This window comes from Bradyrhizobium lablabi (assembly GCF_001440475.1).
In the GTDB taxonomy this organism is placed as follows: Bacteria; Pseudomonadota; Alphaproteobacteria; order Rhizobiales; family Xanthobacteraceae; genus Bradyrhizobium; species Bradyrhizobium lablabi.
Genome location: NZ_LLYB01000055.1, coordinates 115,254 through 128,220, shown reverse-complemented (window position 1 = coordinate 128,220; position 12,967 = coordinate 115,254). Strand labels below are relative to the sequence as shown.

The 12,967-nt window shown below is 63.8% G+C and carries 11 protein-coding genes; 8 read left to right on the top strand and 3 right to left on the bottom strand.

Translation table 11 applies throughout. The annotated features are described in order from the left end of the window. Window positions 1–26: 26 nt before the first annotated feature. From lptF to CQ14_RS10340, 7 genes are all read left to right on the top strand, one after another. A complete protein-coding gene (lptF, locus tag CQ14_RS10370) occupies window positions 27–1,196 on the top strand; it encodes an LPS export ABC transporter permease LptF (protein WP_057857797.1) in 1,170 nt (389 codons plus the stop codon). Beyond that, window positions 1,193–2,326, top strand: coding sequence for an LPS export ABC transporter permease LptG (gene lptG / locus CQ14_RS10365; protein ID WP_057857796.1), 1,134 nt, complete (start codon window positions 1,193–1,195; stop codon window positions 2,324–2,326). Before lptF ends, lptG begins: the two co-directional genes overlap by 4 nt. Before the next feature lie 98 nt (window positions 2,327–2,424). Next, window positions 2,425–4,821 carry an LPS-assembly protein LptD gene (locus CQ14_RS10360; protein ID WP_430650166.1) on the top strand — a complete coding sequence of 799 codons (2,397 nt, stop codon included), beginning with the start codon at window positions 2,425–2,427 and terminating at the stop codon, window positions 4,819–4,821. A 72-nt stretch (window positions 4,822–4,893) separates the two neighbouring features. Beyond that, entirely contained in the window at window positions 4,894–5,835 is a 942-nt protein-coding gene (locus tag CQ14_RS10355) for a peptidylprolyl isomerase (protein WP_430650162.1), read from the top strand. 3 nt (window positions 5,836–5,838) lie between these two features. Further along, window positions 5,839–6,843, top strand: a complete 1,005-nt coding sequence (gene pdxA, locus CQ14_RS10350; protein WP_057857795.1) for a 4-hydroxythreonine-4-phosphate dehydrogenase PdxA — start codon at window positions 5,839–5,841, stop codon at window positions 6,841–6,843. Further along, the gene (gene rsmA / locus CQ14_RS10345; protein WP_057857794.1) at window positions 6,840–7,694 is read left to right on the top strand and encodes a 16S rRNA (adenine(1518)-N(6)/adenine(1519)-N(6))-dimethyltransferase RsmA; all 855 of its coding nucleotides are present in this window, start codon (window positions 6,840–6,842) and stop codon (window positions 7,692–7,694) included. The genes pdxA and rsmA overlap by 4 nt, the downstream gene beginning before the upstream one ends. 23 nt (window positions 7,695–7,717) lie before the next feature. Beyond that, complete coding sequence (locus tag CQ14_RS10340) at window positions 7,718–8,776, top strand: alcohol dehydrogenase (protein WP_057857793.1); 1,059 nt, start codon at window positions 7,718–7,720, stop codon at window positions 8,774–8,776. 103 nt (window positions 8,777–8,879) lie between these two features. On the opposite strand, the gene CQ14_RS10335 is transcribed toward CQ14_RS10340, so the two are convergent. Both CQ14_RS10335 and CQ14_RS10330 read right to left on the bottom strand, forming a co-directional pair. Continuing rightward, window positions 8,880–9,881, bottom strand: a complete 1,002-nt coding sequence (locus CQ14_RS10335) for an SGNH/GDSL hydrolase family protein (protein WP_082649804.1) — start codon at window positions 9,879–9,881, stop codon at window positions 8,880–8,882. A 110-nt stretch (window positions 9,882–9,991) separates the two neighbouring features. After that, window positions 9,992–10,465 carry an Lrp/AsnC family transcriptional regulator gene (locus tag CQ14_RS10330; protein WP_057857853.1) on the bottom strand — a complete coding sequence of 158 codons (474 nt, stop codon included), beginning with the start codon at window positions 10,463–10,465 and terminating at the stop codon, window positions 9,992–9,994. 108 nt (window positions 10,466–10,573) lie between these two features. Here CQ14_RS10330 and CQ14_RS42115 point away from each other — a divergent pair, with 108 nt between their 5' ends. Then, window positions 10,574–11,113, top strand: coding sequence for an RBBP9/YdeN family alpha/beta hydrolase (locus CQ14_RS42115; protein ID WP_082649803.1), 540 nt, complete (start codon window positions 10,574–10,576; stop codon window positions 11,111–11,113). A 302-nt stretch (window positions 11,114–11,415) separates the two neighbouring features. Here CQ14_RS42115 and CQ14_RS45240 read toward each other — a convergent pair. Further along, on the bottom strand, window positions 11,416–12,726 hold a 1,311-nt coding region (locus tag CQ14_RS45240; RefSeq protein ID WP_210183156.1), incomplete at its 3' end, for an N-acyl-D-amino-acid deacylase family protein. Window positions 12,727–12,967: the final 241 nt, after the last annotated feature.

Sequence of the window (12,967 nt, the reverse complement as noted above, 5' to 3'; positions counted from 1 at the left end):
GCACAAGGTGGGATCGTGCGGTAACGATGGGGTCGATCGACAGGTACATTTTTCGCACGACGCTCGCGTCGTTTGCGCTGGTCCTGGTCAGCCTCACCGGCGTGATCTGGATTACGCAGGCGTTGCGCGGCATCGACCTGATGACGAGCCAGGGCCAGACCATCATCACCTTCCTCGGCATCACCAGCCTGGTGATTCCGGCGCTGGTTTTGATCATCGCGCCGATCGCACTGATGATCGCGATCTCGCACACGCTGAACAAGCTCGCGACCGATTCCGAAATCATCGTGATGAACGCCGCCGGCTTTTCACCGTACCGGCTGTTCCGTCCATTTTTCTTCGCCACTTGTGTGGTGGCGGCCCTGGTCACCTTCATAGGTGCCTATCTCGCTCCCGACGGCCTGCGCCGGATCAAGCAATGGGACGCCGAGATCACGGCCGACGTGCTGACCAACATCCTGCAGCCCGGACGTTTCGCCCAGCTCGACCCTAACCTGACGATTCGCATCCGGGAGCGTCAGCCGGGGGGCGTGCTCGCCGGCATTTTCGTCGATGACCGCCGCGATCCCAAGGAGCGTATCACCATCATCGCCGATCACGGCACGGTGCTGAAGAACGGGAGCGGCTCCTATCTGGTGCTCGAAGACGGCAATCTCGAACGTTTCGAGGCGGGCAAGCGCGATCCGGCGCTGGTGGCCTTCGGCCGCTACGCCTTCGACATGTCGAAATTCTCCAATCGCGGCGGCGACGTCGCGCTGGGAATTCGCGAGCGCTATCTCTGGGAGCTGTTCTCGCCCTCGGAGGACGACCCGGTTTTCAAGCAGCTGTCCGGGCAGTTTCGCGCCGAGCTGCATGACCGCGTGCTGGCCCCGGTCTATCCCTTCGCCTTCGCAGTCCTGACCTTTGCCTTCCTCGGCACCCCGCGCACGACGCGGCAGAGCCGCAATTTTTCGATCGGCGGATCCATCCTGGCGGTGTTCGGTCTGCGCATGGCGGGGTTTGCCTGCTCGGTCATGGCGGTGAAGACGCCGATCATGGCGCTCGTCCAGTACTCGATGCTGTTCGCCGCCATCGCCATCGGGCTGTGGATGATCGTCGGCGGCGTCGTGGTGGAGCCGCCGGCCGCGCTGATGGAGGCCATCAACAGGTCGAACGCACGCCTCGCGCGGCTCTTTGGACGGCCGGCCACCGCATGAGCATGATGACCAACACGCTCGGACGATATTTTGCCGGCCGCTTCCTGGTCTCGGCGGTGGGCGTGTTTGCGAGCATTTTCGTGCTGCTGGTGCTGGTCGATTACATCGAGATGGTGCGCAAGACCTCCGGGCTGGCGTCGGCATCCGCGATCACGGTGGCGCAGACCTCGCTCTATCGCGTGCCGCAACTGCTCGAAAAGCTGATGCCGTTCTGCGTCCTGATCGGCGCGATGACCTGCTATCTGGCGCTGTCGCGGCGGCTCGAGCTGGTGGTCGCCCGCGCGGCCGGCGTCTCCGCCTGGCAGTTCGTCTCGCCCGCGCTGGCAAGCTCGATCATCCTCGGCACCCTCGCAACCGTCGCCTACAATCCGATGTCGGCGAACCTGCGCGAATTGTCCAAGCGGATGGAGGCCGAACTGTTCGGCTCGGCGCCCGGCGGCGGCATCCAGGATGCATCCGGCTTCTGGCTGAACCAGGTCAACAGCGACGGCCAGTCGATCATCAACGCGGCCCGCAGCGAGCAGCAGGGTGTCCGGCTGACCGGACTGACCGTATTCCGATTTCGCTGGAGCCAGGCCCATGACGATCGACGACCAAATGACGCCAAGCTCCAGTTCGAAGAGCGAATCGAGGCGCGCGAAGCCACCCTTGAGGAAGGCCGCTGGGCCTTCAAATCGGTACGCAGATACTCCCTAGATAAACCTCCGGTTGATCAAGAGAGCTTTTACCTCACGACGACGCTGACCCCGGCCCAGGTTCGCAACAGTTTCTCCACCCCCGAAACCGTGTCCTTTTGGCAACTGCCCGGCTATATCCGCTCTTCCGAGAGTTCGGGCTTCGCGACCGCAGGCTACCGTCTGCAGTACCATAAGCTCATCGCACAGCCATTTTTGCTGGCTGCAATGGTGATGTTGGCCGCTTCTGTGAGCCTTCGCTTCTTCCGGATGGGCGGCGTGCAGAAGATGGTTTTAAGTGGCGTGGGCGCAGGCTTTCTGCTCTATGTTCTATCGAAAGTTACTGAGGATTTGAGCAAGGCTGAGTTGATGCCCCCCATCGCTGCGGCGTGGTTGCCCGTCTGTGTGGGTGGCCTCACCGGTTTCTTAGCCTTGCTGTACCAGGAGGACGGGTAGTGGCCGTTGTCGCCGCCCGCCAGTTGAGGTCGCCTGCGTTCAGGCGGAGCACAACCGTGCGCCGCTATCGAGCCCGTTTGGCCGCTGTTGGCGCCCCCATCATCGCCCTGCTCGCCGGATTGGCGTTTGCGGGTTCGCTTGAGCTTGCCCTGACGGTGCCGGCTCACGCGCAAAGCTTCACCTACAATCCGCGTCCGCCCAAGCCGCCGCCGCGGCCGACGAACAATGACGGCCGCATGCTCGTGCAAGCGGTCGAGGTGGATTACGACTACAACAATCAGCGCGTGTCGGCGGTCGGCAACGTGCAGATGTTCTACAACGGCACCAGCGTGGAGGCCGACAAGGTCATCTACGACCAGAAGACCAAGCGACTGCACGCGGAAGGCAACATCCGCCTGACGGACGCCGAAGGCAAAGTCACCTACGCCAACATCATGGACCTGAGCGACGACTACCGTGATGGGTTCGTCGATTCGCTGCGCGTCGATACCGCAGACGCGACGCGGATGGCGGCGACGCGCGCCGACCGCTCGGCCGGCAATTACACCGTGTTCGAAAACGGCGTCTATACCGCCTGCGCGCCGTGCAAGGACAATCCGAAGAAGCCGCCGCTGTGGCAGGTCAAGGGTGCGCGCATCATCCACGACCAGACCGACAAGATGCTGTACTTCGAAAACGCGCAGCTCGAGTTCTTCGGCGTGCCGATGGCGTATCTGCCGTATTTCTCGACGCCCGATCCGACGGTGAAGCGCAAGACCGGCTTCCTGATGCCGGCCTACAGCAACAATTCGACCTATGGCTACGCAGTCGAAACCCCGTTCTACTGGGCGATCGCGCCGGATTACGATGCGACCTTCAATCCGCGTTTCACGACGCGGCAGGGCGTGCTGTTCCAGGGCGAATTCCGCCAGCGCCTGATCAACGGCTCGTATCAGATCCGCGCCTATGGCATCGATCAGCTCGACCAGAGTGCGTTCACCGGCCAGCCCGGCGACCGCCAGTTCCGCGGCGGCATCGACACCAAGGGCCAGTTCGCGATCAACGACAAATGGGTGTGGGGTTGGGACGGCGTCCTGCTGTCCGACTACTACTTCTTCTCGGATTACCGGCTGGCCCAGTACAAGGATCCGCTGGGCTCGTTCCTGAGCCTGCCGACGGAGGCCATCTCGCAGCTCTATCTGACCGGCGTCGGCAATCGCAGCTTCTTCGATGCGCGCACGATCTATTACCTCTCCTACTCCGGCAGCCAGGACAAGGTGCCGGTGATCCATCCGGTGATCGACTATTCCAACGTCATCAACCACCCGATCCTCGGCGGTGAGGTCAGCTACCTGACGAATTTCACCAGCCTGTCGCGCACGACCGCGGCCTTCGACCCGATTACGACGCTGGCCAACACCACCGGCCTGTGCCTGAACGCATCGGCCGATCCGCTGGCCCGGACCCCTTCGCAGTGCCTGCTGCGCGGCATGCCCGGCACCTACACGCGGCTGACGGCTCAAGCGCAGTGGCGGCGCTCGTACACCGATCCGATCGGCCAGATCTGGACGCCGTTTGCGATCGTGCGCGCCGACGCCATCAGCGCCTCGATCTCGAACCAGCCCGGCGTTTCGAACTTCCTGCCCGTCGGCGACACCGAGGCGCTCCGCCTGATGCCGGCGGTCGGCCTCGAATATCGCTACCCCTTCATCAACGTTCAGCCTTGGGGCACCACCACGATCGAGCCGATCGCGCAGGTCATCGCTCGTCCGAACGAGACCTACGCCGGCAAGCTGCCGAACGAAGACGCGCAGAGCATGGTGTTCGACGCCTCCAACCTGTTCGCGGTCGACAAGTTCTCCGGCTACGACCGCGTCGAAGGCGGCGGCCGCGCCAATGTCGGCGTTCAGTCGACCACGCAATTCGACCGCGGAGGCAGCGTCAACGTGCTGTTCGGACAATCCTACCAGCTGTACGGCCTGAATTCGTACGCGGTGCGGGATGCGACCAACACCGGCCTCGATTCCGGCCTGCAGAACACCCGGTCCGACTACGTCGCCCGCGTCAATTATTCGCCGAACCGGACCTACACATTCAGCGTGCGCTCGCGCATGGATGAGGCGACCTGGAACGTCAATCGCTTCGAGGCCGAAGGACGCGCTTCGTTTGACCGCTGGTCGGTCAGCATGCTGTACGGCAACTATGCCGCCCAGCCGGAGCTCGGCTATCTGACCCGGCGCGAAGGCCTGCTCGGCACCGCATCGATCAAGCTGGCGTCGAACTGGGTGGTGTCAGGCGGTGCGCGCTGGGATCTTGAAGCCAACAAGCTGAACCAGTACATCATCGGCGCCGGTTATGTGGACGATTGCTTCGTGCTGGCCGCCAACTACGTCACGTCCTATACCTACCAGGCCGGGACGACGCCGCCTGTGCTCAATCACGCTTTCATGCTGCAGATCGGCCTGCGGACCATTGCGAATTCGTCCACGACGTCCGGCAGCAACGGCATCCAGTAGCGTGAGGCCTTAACCTTGCCGGACAGTGCCCGCGCAACGCGGTACGATTGGTTGATACGGCTGAATGATCACATGACGACCATGACGCTTTTCCATCGCCGGCTTCGGTCCCTGACCGCCGGCTTTGCCATCGCGCTCGCCATGCTGGCGGGCGGCATTTCGCCATTGCCCGCGCAGCAGGTGGCCTGCATGATCAACGGCGAACCCATCACCAGCCTTGATATCGAGCAGCGCACCAAGCTCAACTTCCTGACCACGCGCAAGCAGATGCCGCGGCAGGAAGTGATCGACGAGCTGATCAGCGACAAGGTCAAGATCAAGGAAGCCAAGCGGTTCGGCGTCGATCCCTCTGGCAGCGACCTCGATCAGGCCTATGGCGGAATGGCCCAGCGGATGCGGATTACGCCGGAGCAGTTGACCAAGTCGCTGGAGAGCCAGGGTGTCCGGGCGGAAACGATGAAGGCCCGCCTCAAGGCCGAGATGGTCTGGGGCAGCCTGGTGCGCGGCCGCTTCAAGGAGAGCCTGCAAGTCGGCGAAAAGGACGTGAACGCTGCCGCCGAGCAAGGCGGCGAGTCCACCCAGGTGGACGCGTTCGAATACAAGCTGCAGCCGATCGTGCTGATCGTGCCACGCGGCTCGGCGCAAGGCGCGATCGATCAGCGGCGCAAGGAGGCGGAATCGCTGCGCGAGCGCGTGCAGTCCTGCGAGCAGGGCAACTCCTACTTCAAGTCGATGCAGAACGCCGCGATCCGCGACATCGTCACCAAGACCTCGGCCGACATTCCGGGCCCCTTGCGCGAACTCCTGGACAAGACGCCGGTCGGCCGCCTGACCCCGCCCGAAATCACCAAGCAGGGCGTGGAAATGGTGGCGCTGTGCGAACGGAAGCCGACCAAGATCGATACGCCGAAGAAGCGGGAGATCCGGGAAAAGATGTACGCCCAGAAATACGAGGCGAAGTCGAAATCCTATCTGAACGACCTCCGCAAGGCCGCAATGATCGAATGTCGTTGATGCATGGCAAAGCCTCTTGCGCTGACATCCGGCGAGCCTGCGGGCATCGGCCCCGACATCGCCCTTGAAGCGTGGCGGCGGCGCGGCGAACTGGATCTGCCGCCGTTCTACCTGCTCGGCGACCGCGCCTTCTTCGCGGAGCGCGCGAAGATCCTGGGATTATCCGTCGAGCTCACCGATGCCTCCCCTGAGGAAGCGAGCGCGGCGTTTGCGAGCGCGCTTCCCGTGGTCGCGACCGGCGAAATCGCAACCGCGCAGCCCGGACAACCCGACGACAGCAGCGCGAGCGCGGCGCTCGCCTCCATTCGCCAGGCGGTCGACCATGTCAGGCAAGGCCGCGCCGGCGCTGTCGTCACCAACCCGATCGCCAAGAGCGTGCTGTACCGCGCCGGATTCCGCCACCCCGGCCACACCGAGTTTCTCGCCGAACTTGCCGCCGATGGCGGGAAGCTGCCGCAGCCGGTGATGATGCTGTGGTCGCCGGCGCTCGCCGTCGTTCCCGTCACCATCCACCTGTCGCTGCGCGAGGCGCTGGCCCAGCTCTCGACCGAGCTGATCGTGACCACGGCGCGAATTGCGGCCACCGATCTGAAGGCGCATTTCGGCCTCGCCCATCCGCGCCTAGCGCTATCGGGCCTCAATCCGCACGCCGGCGAGGACGGCTCGCTCGGCCGCGAGGACATCGAGATCGTCGCCCCCGCCGTCGACATCCTGCGCCAGGAAGGCATCGACGCGCGCGGCCCCCTGCCGGCGGACACCATGTTCCACGCCGCGGCGCGCAAGAGCTACGACTGCGCCATCTGCATGTATCACGACCAGGCGCTGATCCCGATCAAGACCATTGCGTTCGAAGACGCGGTCAACGTCACGCTGGGCCTGCCGTTCATCCGGACATCGCCGGATCACGGCACCGCCTTCGACATTGCCGGCACCGGCAAGGCCAATCCGTCCAGTCTCGCCGCGGCGCTGCGGCTCGCCGCGCGCATGGCGGCGACCAGGCCTGCATGAGCGCGATCGACGATCTGCCGCCGCTGCGCGAGGTCATCCGCGAACATTCCCTCTCGGCCCGCAAATCGCTCGGCCAGAACTTTCTGCTCGATCTCAACCTCACCGCGCGGATCGCGCGCGCCGCTGGCCCGCTCGAAGGCGCCACCATCATCGAAGTCGGCCCCGGCCCCGGCGGGCTGACGCGAGCGCTACTCGCGCTCGGCGCCAAACGCGTCATCGCGGTCGAGCGCGACGAGCGCGCGCTGGCGCCGCTCGACTACATCGCCAGGCGCTATCCCGGCCAACTCGACATCGTGCACGCCGACGCGCAACGCTTCGATCCCCGCCCAATGCTCGGCGGTGAACGCGCAAAGATCGTCGCCAACCTGCCCTACAATATCGCGACCGCGCTGCTGGTGGACTGGCTCTCGATCGAGCCATGGCCGCCCTGGTATGACATGATGGTGCTGATGTTTCAGCGCGAGGTCGCCGAGCGGATCGTCGCCAGAGAGAATGACGAGGCCTATGGCAGGCTCGCGGTGCTCGCCAACTGGCGTAGCGAGACCAAGATCCTGTTCGACATTTCGCCCGCCGCCTTCGTGCCGCAGCCGAAGGTCACCTCCTCGGTGGTGCGCCTGGTGCCGCGCGCAGCGCCGGAGCCGTGCGACCGCCGTGCGCTCGAACAGGTGGCGGCGGCGGCCTTCGGCCAGCGCCGGAAAATGCTGCGGCAGAGCCTGAAATCGCTGTCGGTCGATCCGGCACGGCTTGCCGGCGCCGCGCAGATCGATCCGACACGGCGCGCCGAAACCATTCCGATCTCCGGCTTTGTTGCCATGGCCCGCGAATTGGCCGATATACGAAACACAAAATAAACGTCGTTTAAGGAGTGAACGCCATGGCGCGAATGGTCCGTCAATCCCTCGTCAAGTTCGATGCGCCGCTGTGCGAAACCATCATCGACACGCCGAAGCCGCAAGGCCGCGAGGTTCTGGTCCGCATCGAGCGCTGCGGGCTCTGCCATTCCGATCTGCACATCCAGGACGGCTATGCCGATCTCGGCGGCGGCAAACGGCTCGACACCACGCGCGGCATGACGCTGCCGTTCACGCTCGGGCACGAGATTGCCGGCGTGGTCGATGAAGTCGGCCCCGATGCGCCGAAGGAGCTGATCGGCAAGAAGCAAGCCGTCTTCCCCTGGATCGGCTGCGGCCAGTGCCGCGACTGCGCCGCTGGCGACGAAAACCTCTGCGTCAAGCAGCGCTTCCTCGGCGTCTCCATCGACGGCGGGTTTGCCACCCACGTGCTGGTGCCCGACGCAAAATATCTGCTCGACTATGATCCCCTGCCCGTCAACCAGGCGGCGACGCTGATGTGCTCAGGCGTGACAGCCTATGGCGCGCTGAAGCGGCTGGTCGACCGCCCGCGCCAGCGCAATCTCTTGCTGATCGGCCTCGGCGGCGTCGGCATGATGGGGCTGTCGTTCGCGCAGGCCATGTTCAAGCAGAACATCACGGTCGCCGATCTCTCGCCGGCCGCGCGCGAGACCGCGCTGAAGAATGGCGCGGCGGTCGCCTACGATCCGGCCGAGCCCGAAATCATCAGGCGCATCCTGAAGGAAACCGAAGGTGGTTTCGACGGCGTCGTCGATTTTGCCGGCAACGAGAAATCGATGGCGTTTGCGGTGGCGACCGTCGCGCGCGGCGGCAAGGTCGTGGTCTCCGGCCTGATGGGCGGCAATTTCAGCCTGCCGATGGTGCAATGGGTCTACAAGCGCATGACCATCGAGGGTTTTATGGTCGGCACGCTGGCCGAGGGCAAGGAACTGATGGCGCTCGCCCGCGCCGGCAAGATCAAGCCAACGCCGATGAAGGAAGAGCCGATGGCCGACGTCCAGAAATGGATCGACGAACTGCGGGCCGGGAAAGTCGTCGGACGCATCGTGCTGAAGAACTGAGGCCGGGCTGTCAGCGGCGCCAGCAGTCAGCATGCGGCTCATGGAAAGCGCGGTGCGCCAGACATCTTGCAATGGCTAGTGCACCGCCCGCTCCAATCGGCATTCAGCAAGCCGACGCCGCGCCATTCCGGCGGCGATAGGCAGCAAAGCCAATCGCGGCGAACCCGGCGATCAGCAGGGCCCAGGTGGAAGGCTCCGGAACGGCGGCGACCGCAACGAAGGCGTCGGCGATCACCATGTGCGCGGCGGCTGTCGGATGAATTCCGTCCCAATACGCGTAGGTATTGCAGTTCAGCGTGATCGCCCCACAGGCATCGGTCACGTTGGTGAAGCCAAACGCTGCCGGATCAAGTGCGATCGTTGTGCCTAGGCCGAAGATGTCGAAGACTTTTACGCCGGCTTCACCGGCCAGTTCCGCGGTGAGCGCGGCATTCATGCTGCTGGCAAGAAAGGTTCCCAACGCGGAGGCGCCCGCAGCGGTAACGGCCGGCGCAAGGCCGAGATTTGGCGTATTCCAGACGATGATGTTTTTCGCGCCGCCAGCTTGGAGCGCGTCCACCATGGCGCCGACGTTGGCGGCGTATTCCATTGCGGTGCTCGCCACCGTTGGTCCGAGGCACTGCCCTTGGCAGGCTGCGATCGTGTTAAGCGCAGCCCGGGCATCGTTGCCGCCACCAGCGATGACGTATAGCGCGTTCGCCGAGACAGTATTGGTGGCCAGATACTGGCCGGCCTGGGTGAGCAGGCTGAACGGAAAGCCGTTGCCGGCTGGTCCCGTAGTCGCGCCACCAAATGCATAATTCGTTCCGCCGGCGAGCGAAGGTTGGAGCTGGATGCCCAGCTTCGCCGCGACGTCCGATGCCCAAATCGGCCCGTTGCTGTAGACGCCGGAGGCGTAGGGTTGGATCGGAACGTAGGTGTTGCCCGTAATGACCTGGCTGGAATTGGTGCCAATCACGAGGGCGTTGTTGCCGTTGTCGGAAAGGCTGTCGCCAAACACAACCAGCGAAGTATAGGGGCTGGCCGAGGCCGGCAGGACCGCCAGGACAAGGGCTGTGGCGCTAACAATCGGCAATAATTTTCGGGAGAGTAACGCGGATTTCATGACGCTACCTGCTATTCACACTATTGGGAATAGCATTGCATCTGGTCGCGAGCACCGTGTCAATCACTCAATCATATGTTGCAGCGCACTTGGCCCGGTCGCCGAGACAGCTACGCTCGCTGGATCAACGCCCGCCCGATCGGCTTCGGCTCCTCGCTGCGCAACACCAGCGACGTCGTCACCGCGCCGTGCCGCGCAACCGTATCGACGATCGTTTCAAGCTCCTGCGGCGACGGCACGAACACCTTGAGGATGAAGCAATCCTCGCCGGTCAGCCGCAGCACCTCCATGACATGAGGCATCTTGGCAAACTGCTTCAGGCAGGACTGGATATGCTCATGGGTCGTGCGCAGGCGGATGACGGCCATCATCCGCAAGCCGAGCGCGGCCGGATTGATCTTCGCGGTATAGCCGGTGATGATGCCGCGCTCCTCCAGCCGCTTGACCCGCTCCGAAGTCGCGGGCTGCGAGAGCCCGATTTTGCGGCCAAGCTCTGAAATCGCGATGCGCCCGTCCTCCTGCATCGCTTCGATGATCGCGACATCGGTCGGGTCCAGTGCGGGGACAAAACTTTCTCGGGACATGAAGACCTTGAATCCATCGGCAAGAGGACGTCTTTTCCGATGATTGCCCATTCCAGAGGATAGCGGAAGCCGGCAGTTTCATCCCGTTGCAACAACGACGGAGCTGACATGACCGACTTCATCATCCTGCCGGGAATTGGCGGATCGGGCGAGAAGCACTGGCAAACCCGGTGGGAAACGAGCGACCCGCGCTGCCGCCGCTTCCAGCCCGCCGACTGGGACCGGCCTCAATTCAGGGGCTGGATCGAAGCGCTGGATCGTGCGGTCGGCGCAGCTTCAAAACCGCCGCTGCTCGTCGCTCACAGCCTGGCATGTCTGTTGGTTGCACACTGGCAGCGGGTGTCGACGGCGCAGGTCGTGGGCGCATTCCTCGTTGCCGTTCCGAATCCGGAAGCGCCAGCCTTCCCCGCCGAAGCCGCCAGTTTCGCCAATCCGCCATCGAGCAAATTCCGCTTTCCCTCGCTCGTCGTCGCGAGCGCGAACGATCCGTACGGCACGGTCGAATATGCTCGCCGAAGAGCGAGCCAGTGGGGCAGCGGCATCGTCGAAGTCGGAGAGCTTGGCCACATCAACGAGGCAAGCGGGCTAGAGGATTGGCCGCAGGGGAAAGCATTGCTCGCGGCATTTGCGGCGGGAGTCGCGGATTGAATGTGGGCCGCTTTTTCAGTCAAACTCCTTAAGGACACGTCCCGGGCGTCGGCGTGTGCTTGAGCGCCCGGCCGGCAGCGACGGCGGTCAACTTGCCGTCCCGAATGGACGGCGCGCCGTTGATCAGCAGTGTGTGCACGCCGACGCTCAGTTCGCGCGGGCGCACATAGTCCGCCTTCGGCGCGTAGCGCGCGGGATCGAACACCACGACATCGGCGAAATAGCCGGGCCGCAGGTAGCCGCGCCGATCGAGCTTGAAGATGTCGGCCGAGAGGCCGGTCGATTGACGGATGAACGTCTTNCAGGTCGATGACATGCCGCTCCTGCACATAGACGGCGTATTTCCGCGGAAAGGTCGCGTACTGACGGGGATGACCATCGTTGCCGTCAGAACCGGTGACGACCCAGGGCTGCTTCATGACCAGGTCGACGTCGCTGTCGATCATGTTGAACGAGGCGATCGAATCGCGGGGATTGGCGCGGAGAATCCGGACGGCGGCGTCGACCGGCTCGATCTTCCATTCTTCAGCCATTTCCGACAGCCGCTTGCCGGTCCAGGGCCGGTCGACGCTGGTCAGCAGGATCGAATCCGCGCCACCACGGCGGCGCAAATTCTCGATCATCTCGACGCGAATTTTCGCCATCGCCGCCGGCTCGTCGAAGCGCTGGATCATGGCCGGATAGCCGCCATCGACCGCCCAGCGCGGCACCAGCGCAGCGTCGAGGCTGGTGCTGGACGCCAACCATGGATATTGGTCGGCCGTCACCTTCTGGCCGGTTGATCGTGCCTCCTCGATCAGGCGGATCACCTCCGGCGTTTTGCCTTGCAGATCGATGCCGAGCGCCTTGAGGTGCGCGAAATGCACGGGAATTTCGGCCTCACGGCCGATCTGCAGCACCTCCCTCACCGAGTTCATGAGACCAATGGAGTAAGAGCTCTCGTCGCGCTGGTGGGTGTCGTAGACGCCGCCACGCCGGGCGGCCTCTTTTGCCAGCGCAACCACCTCGTCTGTCCTGGCGAAACTCTGCGGTGCATAGAACAGCCCGGCGGAAAGGCCGATGGCGCCATCGCACATCCCCTTGGCGACAAGCTGCTTCATGCGCTCCAGCTCGGAAGGCGTGGGCGCACGGGCATCCTTGCCCAGCACCGCCTCGCGAACAGCGCCGAAACCGACATAGCTGACGACGTTGGTACCAATCTTCTGCGCTTCGAGCTGTGCCTGATCGGCGGCCACCTCGGGCACCCCCCAGCCATCGACGCCGATGAATGTGGTTGAAACACCCTGCATCTGCCACGGTGCGTTCAGCCGTTTGGCCGGATCGCTCGAGCGGAGATAGCTCTCCGGATGGGTGTGAACGTCGATGAACCCGGGCGCGACAATCATGCCCTGTGCGTCGATGCTCGCTTTCCCGGTCGGTGCGCCGGCATGGGGCCCGACATAGACGATCCTGTCCTCGGTGACGGCAATATCGCCGACGAACGGCGCCTCATCTCCACCGGTGTGGATCGTCCCGCCGCTGATGACGAGGTCGGCCATCTCCGCGGCGATTGCTCCATTATTCAGGACGAGGCCGAGGGACACGGCGGCCAACAGGACGGGGATGCACTTCACTCTGAAATCTCCGGCGTGGGGACAGGCGTGTCGGAAACGCGCCGCGGTTCGACAGGCGTCGAACCTCGGCCCGCATCTCCAGCGCGCTTTGAGAACTGGTCGTGGATGTCGCTTCGCAGATTAATTCGCATCATTTGCATCATCCAATGCAAAATTCGCATTGGACGCGAGGTATGCACTACGAGGACAGTGCACTTGGCACTTCCACAAAGTCGCGACGTAATCCAACATACGCACGCAT